Annotated in this window: 16 protein-coding genes; 11 read left to right on the top strand and 5 right to left on the bottom strand. The window is 46.8% G+C overall.

Features of this window, described 5'->3' with window-relative positions:
- Nucleotides 1–80: 80 nt before the first annotated feature.
- The 8 genes from HDC91_RS16225 (at nucleotide 81) to HDC91_RS16260 (ending at nucleotide 6251) form a co-directional block, all read left to right on the top strand.
- Nucleotides 81–518, top strand: a complete 438-nt coding sequence (locus HDC91_RS16225) for a MarR family winged helix-turn-helix transcriptional regulator (protein ID WP_183553943.1) — start codon at nucleotides 81–83, stop codon at nucleotides 516–518.
- Nucleotide 519: 1 nt separating this feature from the next.
- Nucleotides 520–1527 (top strand): NAD(P)/FAD-dependent oxidoreductase, encoded by a 1008-nt coding sequence (locus HDC91_RS16230; RefSeq protein ID WP_183553945.1) that lies wholly within the window; start codon nucleotides 520–522, stop codon nucleotides 1525–1527.
- The gene (locus HDC91_RS16235; protein WP_183553947.1) at nucleotides 1524–1841 is read left to right on the top strand and encodes a 2Fe-2S iron-sulfur cluster-binding protein; all 318 of its coding nucleotides are present in this window, start codon (nucleotides 1524–1526) and stop codon (nucleotides 1839–1841) included. The genes HDC91_RS16230 and HDC91_RS16235 overlap by 4 nt, the downstream gene beginning before the upstream one ends.
- Nucleotides 1842–1868: 27 nt before the next feature.
- A complete protein-coding gene (locus HDC91_RS16240) occupies nucleotides 1869–2072 on the top strand; it encodes a hypothetical protein (RefSeq protein ID WP_183553949.1) in 204 nt (67 codons plus the stop codon).
- 91 nt (nucleotides 2073–2163) lie between these two features.
- Nucleotides 2164–3231, top strand: coding sequence for a ligase-associated DNA damage response exonuclease (locus HDC91_RS16245; protein WP_183553951.1), 1068 nt, complete (start codon nucleotides 2164–2166; stop codon nucleotides 3229–3231).
- A complete protein-coding gene (locus HDC91_RS16250) occupies nucleotides 3228–4844 on the top strand; it encodes an ATP-dependent DNA ligase (protein ID WP_183553953.1) in 1617 nt (538 codons plus the stop codon). The genes HDC91_RS16245 and HDC91_RS16250 overlap by 4 nt, the downstream gene beginning before the upstream one ends.
- 55 nt (nucleotides 4845–4899) lie before the next feature.
- Nucleotides 4900–5460 (top strand): NUDIX hydrolase, encoded by a 561-nt coding sequence (locus tag HDC91_RS16255; RefSeq protein WP_183553955.1) that lies wholly within the window; start codon nucleotides 4900–4902, stop codon nucleotides 5458–5460.
- Between the two features lie 47 nt (nucleotides 5461–5507).
- Complete coding sequence (locus HDC91_RS16260; RefSeq protein WP_183553957.1) at nucleotides 5508–6251, top strand: lysophospholipid acyltransferase family protein; 744 nt, start codon at nucleotides 5508–5510, stop codon at nucleotides 6249–6251.
- Between the two features lie 170 nt (nucleotides 6252–6421).
- On the opposite strand, the gene HDC91_RS16265 is transcribed toward HDC91_RS16260, so the two are convergent.
- The 4 genes from HDC91_RS16265 to HDC91_RS16280 form a co-directional block, all read right to left on the bottom strand.
- Nucleotides 6422–7267 (bottom strand): neutral zinc metallopeptidase, encoded by an 846-nt coding sequence (locus HDC91_RS16265; RefSeq protein WP_183553959.1) that lies wholly within the window; start codon nucleotides 7265–7267, stop codon nucleotides 6422–6424.
- 154 nt (nucleotides 7268–7421) lie between these two features.
- The gene (locus tag HDC91_RS16270) at nucleotides 7422–8717 is read right to left on the bottom strand and encodes a M20/M25/M40 family metallo-hydrolase (RefSeq protein ID WP_183553961.1); all 1296 of its coding nucleotides are present in this window, start codon (nucleotides 8715–8717) and stop codon (nucleotides 7422–7424) included.
- A gap of 4 nt (nucleotides 8718–8721) precedes the next feature.
- Complete coding sequence (locus HDC91_RS16275; protein WP_183553963.1) at nucleotides 8722–10560, bottom strand: M61 family metallopeptidase; 1839 nt, start codon at nucleotides 10558–10560, stop codon at nucleotides 8722–8724.
- 86 nt (nucleotides 10561–10646) lie between these two features.
- Entirely contained in the window at nucleotides 10647–11765 is a 1119-nt protein-coding gene (locus tag HDC91_RS16280) for a DUF4407 domain-containing protein (protein WP_183553965.1), read from the bottom strand.
- Nucleotides 11766–11885: 120 nt separating this feature from the next.
- On the opposite strand from HDC91_RS16280, the gene HDC91_RS16285 reads away from it, so the two are divergent.
- From HDC91_RS16285 to HDC91_RS16295, 3 genes are read left to right on the top strand one after another with little or no spacing between them, the layout of a single operon-like run.
- A complete protein-coding gene (locus HDC91_RS16285; RefSeq protein WP_183553967.1) occupies nucleotides 11886–12200 on the top strand; it encodes a rhodanese-like domain-containing protein in 315 nt (104 codons plus the stop codon).
- A 1-nt stretch (nucleotide 12201) separates the two neighbouring features.
- A complete protein-coding gene (locus tag HDC91_RS16290) occupies nucleotides 12202–12405 on the top strand; it encodes a DUF6358 family protein (protein WP_183553969.1) in 204 nt (67 codons plus the stop codon).
- 27 nt (nucleotides 12406–12432) lie between these two features.
- Nucleotides 12433–13338, top strand: coding sequence for a prohibitin family protein (locus HDC91_RS16295; protein WP_183553971.1), 906 nt, complete (start codon nucleotides 12433–12435; stop codon nucleotides 13336–13338).
- 115 nt (nucleotides 13339–13453) lie between these two features.
- On the opposite strand, the gene HDC91_RS16300 is transcribed toward HDC91_RS16295, so the two are convergent.
- Nucleotides 13454–14686, bottom strand: a complete 1233-nt coding sequence (locus HDC91_RS16300; protein WP_183553973.1) for a glycoside hydrolase family 5 protein — start codon at nucleotides 14684–14686, stop codon at nucleotides 13454–13456.
- Nucleotides 14687–14768 lie beyond the last annotated feature (82 nt).

The following is a 14768-nucleotide window of genomic DNA, read 5'->3' on the forward strand; positions in this document are numbered from 1 at the left end:
CGCCTTACCGGCAAATAATTTACACAATTATGTAAAACTAACCTTTAAATGTAAGTATATTTGTTTGACTAATAATTAGTATGACAACTAAAAAATTTGATAGTTACTCTTACCTGCTCGATCGTACTGCAAAGCGGGTAAAGGGGTATGCACAGCAAAAGTTTGCAACAGGTAATTTTGATATAACAGTTGACCAGTGGCTGGTTTTAAAAAGCCTGGACAACGACCGGTATCTTAAACAAAAGGAGCTGGCAGAGCTTACCGGTAAGGACAACCCAACGCTAACCCGCATTATCGACCTGCTTTGTAAAAAAGGACTGACCGAGCGCATCATGCATAAGGACGACCGTCGCAGCTTTACCGTTCACCTTACCTCAGCAGGCAAGGCAAAGTTGTTGGAATTATTGCCAAAAGTGACCGAGATACGCATGAAAGCCTGGGAAAACCTTACCGAGCAGGATTACGAGCAGTTGAAAACGATATTAAACAAGATTTATCAAAATTTAGGAACAGAATAACATGATAACTACAGATATAGGCATTATAGGCGCCGGCCCCACCGGCATGTTTGCGGTTTTTGAAGCGGGGCTGTTAAAAATGCATTGCCACTTAATTGATTCGCTGCCACAGGCGGGCGGGCAATTGTCAGAGATCTATCCTCAAAAACCCATTTATGATATACCGGGTTATCCGGCTATTAACGCGCAGGACCTGGTAGATAAGCTATCAGAACAAATAGCGCCGTTCCATCCAGGCTATACGCTCGGCGAGCGCGTGGAGACCCTGCAAAAGCTTGATAACGGCAGCTGGCTTATCGGCACTAACGAAGGAACACAGATAAGTTGTAAGGCGGTGGTTATTGCAGGTGGCCTGGGATGCTTTGAGCCCCGGAAACCTGAGGTAGACCGCCTTGCCGAGTTTGAGGGCAAAGGGGTGATGTACGCGGTACGCAACCCCGAAATATTCAGAGATCGTAACATTGTAATAGCCGGCGGCGGCGACTCGGCGTTAGACTGGACTATATTTTTAGCTAACGTGGCAAAAAAGGTAACCCTGGTACACCGCGGCGATACCTTTAGAGGCGCGCCTGATGCCGCCGAAAAGGTAGCAGAACTTGCGCGCACAGGCGCGATAGACCTGGTGCTTAAATCGCGCGTGGTGGCGCTTGATGGTGCAGGGCATTTGGAGCAGGTAACCATTACCGGTGCCGACGGACAGAACACGCATCTGCAGGCGGATAATTTTATCCCATTGTTTGGTTTAAGCCCAAAATTAGGCCCTATAGAAGACTGGGGCTTAAATATCGACAAATCGGCTATTGAGGTGAATACATTTGATTACAGCACCAATATCGACGGTATATTTGCCATTGGCGACATCAACACCTACCCCGGTAAGCTAAAGCTGATATTGTGCGGCTTTCATGAAGCGGCGCTCATGGCGCAAAGCGCGTTCAAATATGTTTACCCCGATCAGCGGCTTACTTTTAAATACACAACCGTTTATGGCATAACCGAACTGGCATGATCAGCTTTATAGTAGAAGACCGAAACGGCGTGCAACAGCCGATAGAGATTCCGGAGGGTATCAGTCTGAGCCTGATGGAGGTGTTAAAAGGCAGCGATTATCCTATACTGGCTACCTGCGGGGGCATGGCGCTTTGCGCAACGTGCAGAGTAGAGGTACTTAAAGGGCTGGAACAATTGCCCGAGCCCGGCGACGAGGAGCTTGATATATTGGATACCCTGCCCTTTGTTGACGAAAGCAGCAGGCTATCGTGCCAGTTACGTGTAAATGAAACTCTGGAAGGCTGCCTGTTTCGGATTCCGAAGGGAGATTAAAAATCGAGAGGCAAGATCGTTACAGATATGAGATTATTTAAAATAGTTGCAGCTTGGTTTTTAATAGCTATAGGGGTACTTCTCTTTGTCCTTTTATTGGAGCTTAATGACGTGGAAATCGAAGGAGAATCGGGAAGGGTCGACTTAGGTGCATACTTCCTTTCACTTATCCCGATAGCGATAGGGGCAGTTATACTATTGATTGAAAAAAGCAATAAAAAGTCGGGGTGAGCGCCCCTTAGTGCTTTACTTTCTTCTTTGTATCCAATGTGGTTAATCCCCAACCGAAACCAATTTGCTTTCTGCCGGTTATTAAATAACTATGGCCAAACCATTGCTGGAATTTACCGACAGGGGCATTTACTGCGAACAGGGGAAGTTTTATATTGACCCCTGGAAACCTGTAGACGATGCCGTAATAACTCATGCCCATGCCGACCATGCTTACTGGGGCCATAAAAATTACCTGGCGCACCATCTTTCGAAAGAAGTGTTGCTTTACCGCCTGGGCGAGATAAACCTGCGCACCATCGGGTACGGCGAAACCGTAACCAAAAACGGTGTGCATATCGCTATGTATCCGGCCGGGCACGTTATAGGTTCGGCGCAGGTACGGGTGGAGTATAAGGGCGTAGTTTGGGTAGTATCGGGCGATTATAAAACGGACGACGACGGCATCTCTACCCCATTTGAACCTGTTAAATGCCATCACTTTATATCGGAGTGTACCTTTGGCATGCCTGTTTATTCGTGGAAGCCGCAGTCCGAGATCTTTAACGACGTGAACAATTGGTGGCGCACCAATGTCGGGAATGGCGTGGCTACGGTTATCGTCGGTTATTCATTGGGCAAAGCGCAGCGCATCCTGCAAAACCTGGATCTGGATATTGGCAAAGTGTACACCCATGGGGTGATCGAAAATACCAACGAAGCCCTGCGCCGAAACGGTGTGATATTAAATCCAACGGAAAGGATCACATCAGAATCATCAAAAGAAGAGGTACGTAAAGGCATTATACTTGCCCCGCCATCAGCGGTAGGTACCCCATGGATGCGTAAGTTTGGCCCCTATAGCTTTGGTTATTGCAGCGGATGGATGGCCCTGCGCGGTGCCAAGCGCCGCCGCGCGGCCGACAGGGGCTTCATCATGTCTGACCATGCCGACTGGAACGGTTTGGTAAGCGCTATTGATGCCACCGGCTGCGAGTGCGTTTACCTTACCCATGGTTACACAGCATCTTTCACTAGATATTTGAACGAGATAGGTTTTAACGCCCGCGAAGTGCACACCCTTTACGGCGGCGAGGAAGAGGAAGCGCCGGTTACCGAGGTTGAAGAAATAAAGGAAACTGCGCCATCTGGCGATATTGTAAAGGAGGATGCGCCGTGAAAGCTTTCGCCCAACTCTTTCTCTCGTTAGACGAAACCAACAAAACCAACGAAAAGGTTCAGGTTTTAAAAGATTACTTTACTAACGTACCCGATACCGATAAAATGCACATGCTGGCGCTGTTTACCGGCAGGCGGCCAAAACGGCCTATCAATTCAACCCTTATCCGTACCTGGGCTATCGAGGCCTCAAACATCCCCCAATGGCTTTTTGAAGAAAGCTACCAGGTGGTGGGCGACCTGGCCGAAACCATGTCGCTGCTGATGCCCGAGAGCCAAAATAGCAGCAGCAAAACGTTAACCGAATGGATGGCCGAAATAAACCAGATTGGCAGTAAAACCGAAGAAGAAAAAAAGCTGTGGCTGATGGATTCGTGGGCGATGCTTGACAGGCAGGAGCGCTTTGTGTTTAACAAATTGCTTACGGGCAGCTTCCGCATTGGTGTATCAAGCAACTTGGTGGTGAAGGCCCTTGCAGACATTACCGGTATTGAAGCCCCCGCGCTCACTCACCGCATTATGGGTAGCTGGATGCCCGAAGATTACACTTATGAGCAATTGGTACAGGAACAGAATGCTGCGGATAACATCTCGCGGCCATACCCTTTCTTTTTGGCCTACCCGATACAGGAAACATCTGAAAAACGAAAATCTGCAGAGGACGTGGGTAATGCTTTAGGCGAAGCGGCTGAGTGGCAGGCCGAGTGGAAATGGGACGGGATACGGGCGCAAATGATAAAACGGGGCGGCGAAATTTTTATCTGGAGCCGTGGCGAAGACCTGGCGACAGAGAAATTCCCGGAGTTGCACCCTTTTTTAAGCGCCCTGCCTGATGGCACCGTTTTGGACGGTGAGATACTGAGCTTTCAGAACGGGCTACCCATGCCTTTTAATGTATTGCAAACCCGCATAGGCCGTAAAAATCTCAGCAAAAAAATACTGGCCGATAGCCCGGTAGCTACTATTGTTTATGATTGCCTGGAATATAACGGCGAAGATATCCGGCATAAAACACAAGCCGAACGCCGGGAGGTACTGGAAAAACTGCAAAGCGGAACGGCATTCCCTGAAGTCTTTCGTATCTCATCACTTATTGATTTTAACAGCTGGGAAGAGTTGGAAAAAACGCGGGAGCAATCGCGCGCGATGGTCGCCGAAGGGATTATGCTAAAACGTAAAAGCGCCGCATACCAGGTTGGCCGCCGGCGTGGCGACTGGTGGAAATGGAAGATTGATCCGCTATCGGTTGACGCGGTAATGATATATGCCCAAAAAGGACACGGCCGCCGTGCCGATCTATATACCGATTATACCTTTGCCGTTTGGGACGGCGACAAGCTGGTGCCCTTTGCCAAAGCTTACAGCGGCCTTACCGATGCCGAGATAAACAAAGTTGATTATTTTGTAAAACGCAATACACTCGAAAAGTTTGGCCCGGTGCGCACCGTAAAACCCGAACTGGTTTTTGAAATAGGGTTCGAGGGCATCAACAGGTCTACCCGGCACAAATCGGGCATCGCGCTGCGTTTCCCCCGGATACTCAGGTGGCGGCATGATAAACCAAAAGAGGAAGCTGATACCCTGGATAGTTTAAAGGACCTGTTAGGCGATTGACGGCTTTTGAAATCCGCCTTTTAATGCGGTGGCAGAGAAAATATTATCTTTACTTATGCAACATCCCGAAGCCAATCCCTGGAAAATAACTGCTGAAAAAGAGATCTATGATAACCCGTGGATAAACGTTACCGAGTACCAGGTGATCAACCCATCGGGTAACCCCGGCATTTATGGGCAGGTACATTATAAAAATATCGCCATCGGTATTTTGCCTTTGGATGATGATATGAACACCTACCTGGTGGGTCAGTACCGTTTCACCTTAAATCAATACAGCTGGGAACTGCCCGAGGGGGGCGGCATGATCGGCGTTGACCCGCTGGAATCGGCCAAACGCGAACTGCTGGAAGAAACCGGCTTAAAAGCGTCGGGCTGGACAGAGATACAACGCATGCACCTGTCCAACTCTGTTAGCGATGAGCTTTGCATTTTGTACATTGCCCGCGGCCTGGAACAGTTTGAGGCCGAACCGGAAGACACTGAGCAACTGATCGTAAAAAAAGTACCGTTTGATGAAGTTTACGAAATGGTTTGTAAAGGTGAGATAACCGATTCGCTGGCGGTGGCGGCCATATTAAAAGCCCGTTTAATGCAGTTAGAGAACACTTTGTAATATCCCGATTATCAAATCCTCAAAAAAACTTTAAATTTGCGGGGCTGATGAAAAAGTTTTTAGGCTATTTCCTGTCCCCGTTTGCAACTTTAGCATTCTTTTTGGTGCTGGTGATCTTTCACCCCTTACAGTGGCTAAGCCTGAAACTTGGTGGATACCGGGCGCATAAGCGGTGTGTAGATATCCTGAACTTCTTTTTGCTCCATACTTTTTATATTTTGGGCAACAGGGTTATCTTCATTAACAAGCAAAACCTGCCGGTTGGCAGGCCTATTATATTTATTGCCAATCACCAAAGCCTGTTCGATATCCCGCCCATGATATACTATCTGCGCCGGTACCACGCAAAGTTTATATCAAAGATAGAGTTAACTAAAGGTATACCATCCATATCATTTAACTTAAAGCATGGCGGCGGTGCCAATATCGACAGGAAAGACCCGCGACAGTCGATCACAGAACTGGTGAAGTTTGGCACCCGTATGAAAGAGAATAACTGGGGGGCTATGATCTTCCCCGAGGGGACACGCTCGCAAGATGGCAGGGTAAAACCTTTTCAATCGGCAGGGGTGGCCACTCTGTTAAAAAAATGCCCCAACGCGCTCTTAGTACCTGTGGCTATTACCGACTCGTGGAAGATGATACGTTACGGCTTATACCCCTTAAATACCTTTACACCCATGAAATGGGAAGTGCTTGAACCGATAGAGCCCGGCGCCACCCCCGTTGAGGAATTGGTGAAGTCAGCAGAAGAAAAGATAAGGGCGATAGTAGACCCGCAACATTTATAACGCCTTTTCAATCCTTCGCACCCAGCTTCTCCAAACAATTGTTTTTGAAAATATGGTGGCGCTATATTGTCAGTAGCAAAAAACGAACCCGTTGATTATCAGGCGTTCATGAATGTTCACGGTGTTCACGTGCACCGAACGTGAACACCTGATGAAACTTTGCCCGCTTATTATTCGGTATCCGCGGCAAATGTATTGCCCTGTTTAATATCACCGGTTTCGTAGCCTTTTTTAAACCAGTACATGCGCTGGGCGCTGGTACCGTGCGTAAAGCTATCGGGGTGTACTTCGCCCTGGTATTCCTTTTGCAAACGGTCGTCGCCGATCTGGTGGGCGGCGTTCAGGGCTTCTTCAATGTCGCCGGGATCAAGCACATTTTTCAGGTTTTTCTCGTAATACGCCCAAACACCGGCATAAAAATCGGCCTGCAGCTCCAGCTTTACCGAAAGCTTATTGTAATCTTCCTGGCTTAACTGATTACGGGCTTCTTCCATCTTGGCCGATAACCCAAGCAGATCCTGCACGTGATGACCCACCTCATGGGCTATTACATAAGCCTGGGCAAAATCTCCTGCGGCGCCAAACTTTTCAGACAACTCATTAAAAAACGAAAGGTCGAGGTAAACCTTCTGGTCGCCGGGGCAATAAAACGGGCCGGTTTCGGCGCCGGCTTGCCCGCAGGCGGTGTTTACGGCGGCTTCAAAAAAATGCAGGGTAGGCTCCTGGTAGGTTTTTCCCATATCTGCAAAAAGCTTGTTCCATACATCCTCGGTATCGGCAAAAACAACTTTGGCAAATTTCTTTTCTTTGGTGTCAGGGATGGCCTGCTGATTGTTTTCCTGCGGTGCGCCGCCGCTTTGCATACCGTTAAGTACCGCAGATGGGTCTATCCCTGTAAAAAAATATATAGCTGCTGCTATGATGCCTACCACAGCGCCGCCAAGGGCCAGCCCACGGCCACCGCTGCTGCTGCCGTCTTCTGTATTACTGCTTTCGCGCCTGCCAAACCATTGCATAATTGTCGGGATTAATTTAGCTTTTAAACAGCGTTAACATCTAAAGGTTTGCTGCGGGGCTGTAAAGGTTATGATGATTGTAAAAGTTGTAAATAAAAAGGTTGTAACGGTTTTAACCCTTACAACCTTTGTGCTGTGAAATTTCTATCAACAACTATTTCGCCAGTTTGGGGATACGGGTTGGTGTATCCTTACCCGCTACGATGCTGCGCGAGCTTAGCGCTATGGCACGGATGGTCGCTGTAATATTGTTTACATCCAGCGTTGCATATTCGTCTTTTACGGTATGATAAAATTTATCGGTAGGTATCTGATCGGTAGATATGGTGTGTGCAGGCACGCCTAAAGCAGCCAGGGTGGCGTTATCGCTGCGATAAAATAAATTTTGTTCCGGATAAGGGTCGGGGTAAAATTTAAAGGCGGTTCCCTCCAGGTTTTTCTGCAGTATAGCACCAAAATCCGACCGTTCAAAACCCGTAATAAAGGCAGAATTTTCTCCGAATTTTGCAGGTTTGCCAATCATTTCGATATTAAACAGCGTCACCACTTTATCCGGATCCAGTTGCTTCGAAAAATATTGCGAACCAAATCCACCTATCTCTTCGGCGGTAAAGGCCACAAACACCAAGGTGCGTGCGTTATTATTCAACGTTTTGTAGTACTTAGCTAATGTTATAACTGCCGTGGTGCCTGACGCGTCATCGTCTGCTCCGTTGGCTATGCTATCGCCTTCCATTGGCTTCAATATCCCCAAATGATCATAATGTCCGCCAAAAACCACATATTCGTCGGGCTTAGTTTTCCCGGGGATGATCCCCACCACATTGCTTAACGGCAACTCTTCTGATTTAACCTCGCAGCTCGCTTCAAAAGCTTTGGGTGCGGGTGCGCCAAGCACATATACAACCGGTTTTGATTGCCTGCCGCTACTGATGCTGCCTTTTGTAGCCCTGTCGCGTATGCGCTTGAAAAGATCTGCCATCGAGGCATCAAATATTACTACTAAATTTTTGCCGCTGCGCATGGCTTCGCCCAACTGCTTACGGTAGGTTTTTTCGTCTGTTAACTGCACCACACTAACCGTCGAATCGCTTTTCCAGTTAAAAGCGCTGCCTGTCATGATGGCCACTTTATCGTCGGGCACAGCTGTGCCGTCAAAAATCACTTTTGGGTTAACCGGGGTAATACGCGTTTGCGAAAACGTTTGCCTGTAGCCCGCAGCCCCAGCCATCGGCTTTAAGCCCGCGGCTTTAAACTCGCTCTCTATAAACTGGGCGGCCTTTTCAATACCCGGTGTAAAGGTACCGCGGCCTTGCATATCGTCGGCGCTAAGAGTTTTAATAACGCGTTCAACATCGTCCTGCTTTATCAGCTTATTTACATCCTGGCAAAACCCAATTGCCGGTGCGGCGGCTAAAGCGGCTATCGCTATTAATATTTTTGCTTTCATTTTTCTAATTTACTTTTGATGATAACCAGCTGCGGCGGAAATCTTTTTGCTGCTGAGATAATTCTTTACCGGCTTTTTCAAAGGTTATCACCTCTATCGCCGGGCTTTCTTCTAAAATTATTGTTGTTTGGTGGTTGCCGCTGCGGTTTTTATAGGTAGCGCTTACCTTATCGCCCGGCTTTTTATCTTTAATAATGTCGTTTATGGCTGCAAGTTCTTTTACATCTTTTCCATCCATTTGCAAAATGGTGTCGTTGGCGTCTAAACCGGCCTTATAAACAGGGCTATTTGATGCGGTTGAGCTCATGATCAGCAATCCGCCGTTACCTGCGCGGGCCTGGATACGGCCCATCCAGCCTTTACCGGGTGCGGCTTTACGCATTAGCAGCCCCGCATTTGCCAGTAAGGCCTCGTAATTGTTCTTTTTAACACCGTATATATAATCAGCAAAAAATGAGGCTGCAAATTTTGGGTTGGTTACTTTGCCTAATACGGCCTGCAGGTCGGGGATGGTGTATGGCTTTCCGGTTTTACCAAAAGCCAGCCAAACCTGGCGCATATAATCGTCAAGGGTAACTTTAAACTCGCTGCGCAGGCGCAGATCAAGCGCCAGTGCGGTAGCACCGCCGTACACATAATAACTGGTGAAAATATTGGCATAATTGGTAGCATCTACCGCTACACCCGCGTCTGTAAACACCGCGTAACGGCTCATTTGCGTTGGCGGGTATTTGGCCGGCGCCGGGGGCGCCAATACCGAATTAACCAAACCGGCTATTGTACCGGTATAGTCATCAACAGAATTAAAGCCGGCGCGCGCCAATATCAGTTCACCGTAGTATTGGGTAAACCCTTCGGCAAACCAAAGCTCGTTGCTCATGTTGGCATGCTCAAAGTTAAATGGCTCTAATGATTTGGGGCGAATACGCTCCACGTTCCAGCTATGGAAAAATTCGTGCGAGTAGGTGCCTAAAAGATCATTCTCGTTACCTGTTACCTTTTCTGACCTGTCGACAATACAGGTAGAATTGCGGTGTTCCATACCGTCGCCAAAATTGTTAGGGTGCACATCGTCGAGGAAAGTATAGCTGCCGTAATCATAATCGGGCTGTTCGCCAAATACCGCCTTTTCTTCCAGCACAACCTTTTGCACCATCTTGGCAAAATTGCCTATGGTTGCCTGGTCGTCATCAGAGTGTACGGCAATACTCATTTTTTGTTTTTTGCCGTTGGTATTCACTACCTCCCAACTACTAACGTTGACCGCTGAAAGCTCGGTGGGGCTATCCATCATGTATTGCAGATCAGGGGCACTGTAAACATTGCCGCTTTCGTGCTTCAACTGCGTGGCTACCTTCCACCCATATTTGTCAAGATCGTTAAACTGAAATTTAACAGGCCTGTCGGCCATGCCTATAACCCACATAAAGCTTGCGGGCATGTTCAGGTGGGCATGGCTTGCATCAATGCCTACATAGGTGCCATCGGTATGGTTACCAAAAAGGGTGTAGCTTATTTTTACAGTGCCTTTATGACCGCCAACTTCATAAACATCCCCTTCCACCTGTCTAATTTCTACGGCCTTACCGCTTACATCGGTTGCTTTTACGTTGTAAATATTTTTCCCAAATTCGTGCGTAGCATAACGGCCGGGTGATGAGCGGCTCATCCTAACCCTAAATGCCAATGCAGACGGATCGGGTATGGTCATGGTGATTTCGGCCTCATGATGGGCCGCGTTCGGGAAAGAAACTGCGTAGGAAATTGCTTTACGTACCTTGGGTTGAGCGTTAGCCGCAAACGCAAATAGCGCAGTAGCCGCCAGTAGTATTATTTTTTTCATTGAGGTGATATGATTCAGGTGCTGAAATTACCAATTAATCAATAACAGTTATCTATCAATTTTATTACAAAGCAGCGGGTTGATGATTACTCGTAACTATGCCTGCCCAGATCAAATTCTGATTGCCCTGTGATGATCTGTTTTCGGCGCGCTATGTCAACATCCAGGTTATGGTCGTAAGTGCTATCGGTCACGGCTATGTCGCGCTCTTTATCCTTATCCGCATAGTAAATATTTGCCTCAGCAACTTTAGCGATGGCAGCATCATAAGGCCCTTTGGGCGACATCAGTTTAACAAACACGGGCAGGCATTCAAACAAAATGAACAGGTACCCAATAAAGGATATGGCCATATAAGTATCCAGATCGCGTGTGCCGTCTACATTAAATGATAACTGACCAAGCGCCCAGTTGCGGTCGGCAAAGCCAGCCACGTTAGCCAGGCTGTCAAGCTGCTTCTCGCTGAAGAGGCGTGTGGAGTTTACGCCTTCGTAATCTTTACGCTGGCTCAGATACTGATCCATCTGGCCCAGGTTATCCCTTACGGTTTTTAAACGGTCTTCTTTTTCCTGCAGCACCTGGGCTTTTTGCTTGGCATAAGTGCCATAACCCACTACCCCCGATGTTTGATTGGTTTTATCACCGAATACTTCCTGGTTAAGCTGGTACCTCGAGCGATTGATATCCCGCTCAAGCGAGTCCTTTTCCTTTTTAAGTTCATTGTTCTTACCCAACTCCTGGGCGTATTTTTGCTGATAGGTTTTTTGAAGGGTATCTATCTTGCTATGCTGCCCTTTCAGGTAAGCGGTTTTTAGTTTAGTGCGTATCTCTTTATCAAATATTTTAAGCTCCAGCGGGCGTGATATTACCACGCCGATCATGATAGCCAGCAAAATACGGGGCGTTGCCTGCAATATCTGGCTGTTCATGCTACCCTCTTTGTTGATGCTGGATACGATATACCTGTCCATATTAAAAATGGCCGTACCCCATATAAGGCCAAATAAAATGGCAAAGCCAACGGCAAACGCATTGCCGCTGAATACAAAATACATGGCATATCCGCCGGATAGCGATGCAAACAGTGCGGTGAAAAATATGGTGGCCCCAATGCCAACATACTTGTTATGTTCTATAGGGTATTTTTTCAGTGTGTCGACATGCGCGCCCGAGCAAAACCAAAAAAAACGGGTTATTTTCTTCATCCGGTTTATGATGTAATAATTTACATTAATATTAAAACGCACTTAGGTACTGTTTGTTACAAAATATGCCCAAATATTTGATGCAGAAAAACCTACCTTTGGCTATCAATTACATTCAAGATGAAAGAAATAAGCGTACAGGAACTAAAAGACAAATTAGATAAAGGCGAGGATTTTCAACTGATTGACGTTCGCGAAGATTTTGAATACGAAACATCGAACCTTGGGGGGCTATCAATACCGCTTGGCGGAATTCTGATTGAGGCGGACAAAGTATCGAAAGATAAACCTGTAGTGATCATGTGCCGCAGCGGAAAACGCAGCGCGGCAGCCATTATGCAGTTAGAGGCACAAGGTTATACCAATTTAAGTAACCTGCAAGGCGGCATATTGGCCTGGAAGGCCGAAATAGACCCTGAGCTTAACGTTTACTAACATGGGGAAAAAAGTAGCCCTGAATGTGCTTTATAACATAGGCATATTTTTATGTATCATAATAACATATTCGGCAATTGAGCATGCACGTTATGAATATGTACTGGCATGCGCGTTTATAGCAGGCATATTAATTACCCTAAAGGTAAAGCTGATTAAAGAGGTAAAGGGCACAGAAAAGCCCGGCGCTAAAGACCTTAAATAATAACAACCAAATTAAACCCTAACCTACATGTTTTTAATAATTGTTGGTATCGTTGTGCTTATAGCAGGCATAATGGTAAAACGTTCGCCTGAGCCGGCCGGCAAATTTGGCGGCGCTATCAGCATTATTGGAATTGCAATTACCGCAATTGCGTTAATTGCTTCGGTTTTTAAGGTAATTGAACCGGGAAAGGTGGGTGTGCAGGTGTTGTTCGGCAAGGTACAAAACGAGGTACTGGAAAGCGGGCTGCACGTTGTTAACCCGATGGTAGATGTTACGGTATTTAACACCCAAACGCAAAACTACACCATGAGCGCTGTACATAGCGAAGGAGAAGTGCAGGGCGACGATGCCATCCGTGTGCTCTCATCTGACGGATTGGAAGTAACCATAGATTTGACCGTGCTTTATAAAGTAAACTCGTCTAAGGCGCCTTTCATCATGCAGAACATTGGGCTTGATTACGTTGATAAAATTGTTAGGACGGTAGCACGCACCGCTATACGCGATAATGCTGTAAATTACGCCGCAGTTGACCTGTATTCAATAAAAAGGCAGGAATTTCAGGATAAAATTAACCGCACCATTTCAGCAAGCTTTGAGAAACGCGGGCTTGACCTGCAGCAGATCCTGATCCGTAATATATCTTTACCGGCATCTGTAAAGGCCAGCATCGAATCAAAAATAAATGCCGAACAAGAAGCTCAGAAAATGACCTTTGTTTTGCAGAAAGAACGCCAGGAGGCCGACCGTAAACGTGTAGAAGCGCAAGGTATAGCTGATTATCAAAGGATCCTATCAGCCGGCTTGTCTGATAAGCAACTGCAATACGAAAGTATTAAAGCTCAAAAGGAAATAGCTTTATCGCCAAACACCAAGATCATTATCATGGGTAGCGGAAAAGGCAACCCGATCATGCTAAGCGATAAATAGCTACAAGCATCGTTATGTGTCACGCCAAACGGGGTACAGGGCGTAGTCTTGTGGTTGCAGGTATTTCAACTGGCCGGGCAAGGGTTCTCGCTATCGTCACAAAACACCCTTGATATTACTCTGCCGGCACCTTTAAGCCGAGCGCCTCTATATATCCTTTATTAGGGCTGCAGTTAACAAACTTGCAATTCTCCAAAAATCCATATAGTGCTTTCTTTATTTTTTCCCTGTCGGCAGGGGCGGCTTTTCGTATTTCTTCAAAACTGCCGCGTGGCTTTTCGGTATAGTCAATTATCTCGTTATAGCCCTCGGGCACGTTAAAGCTGGCTATGCCCTGTAAGTTGTCCAGTTTTTTATATGGCCAGTAATGCCAGCCAATGCGGTTTTTTTCGCAAAGGATTCGAAAATCCCGTACCCACTCGTCGGTATTTTCGCCGGTTTCCCCCACGTAGATCGGCACATTGTATTTATCACGAAAATCCATGTATTCCTGTATAACATCCTGCTTTACACCCGTCCAGTATTTGTGAAAAGTGTACACGCTTTTGCTATCGAACGGCTTGCCGAACGGTTTAAAATTACTATCCCACTGCGCGCCGCCGATGAATACAATGTGATTTTTATCAACCGAACGCACCGCCGCGGTTATTTGCTTAAAGGTTGGCTCTAAATGTGGGTTAAGCGCTTTAACATCGAAGTAATGAGCAATCGGCTCGTTCAGCAGATCGTAACCCATTATAATGGTTTCGTTTTTATAATGGCTGGCTATTTTACGCCATATATCTGCTGTAAGCTTCCTGCTTGCCGCGCTGGTAAACAAGAAAGGATAACCGTTACCATCGTCGATATTATCGCCGGTTTGGCCGCCGGGGGCACAATGCATATCCAATATTACATATAGCTTTGCTTTTTTACACCAGCCGATAACTCTGTCCAACAGCTCGAAACCACGGTTTGGGTTATTCTGGCCCATATAATCCTCGTAGGTAAAAAGCTTATAATTGAAAGGTATACGGAGGGAGTTCATGCCCGACGCTTTCAAAAACTTTATGTCGGCCTCGGTTATATAGGTATCCTGAAACTTACGCCAAAACACCTTCATTTCTTCCGGACCCACCAACTCAGTAAGCGCCTCGTTTATCAACCGCTGAGAGTTTATTTTTTTAAATTTAAACATGTAGCCTTCGGGAACAAGCCAGTTTCCCAAATTGGTACCACGCATTAAAAAAGGCTTACCATCAACCCCGATAACCTCCCTGCCTTTTACGGTGATAAATTTTGGTGCCTGTGCAAATGCGCCGGCCATTGCTGCGGTTGTTAGCAGCAGCATCGCGATAAGTTTTTTCATTGTTTAATACCGTTGGTTTATATGCGCTAATTGGCAAGCGCCTTGTAAATGTAACCGTACCTATTATCGTTACATTTGTGCC

This window comes from Mucilaginibacter sp. AK015 (genome assembly GCF_014200785.1).
Taxonomy (GTDB): Bacteria; Bacteroidota; Bacteroidia; order Sphingobacteriales; family Sphingobacteriaceae; genus Mucilaginibacter.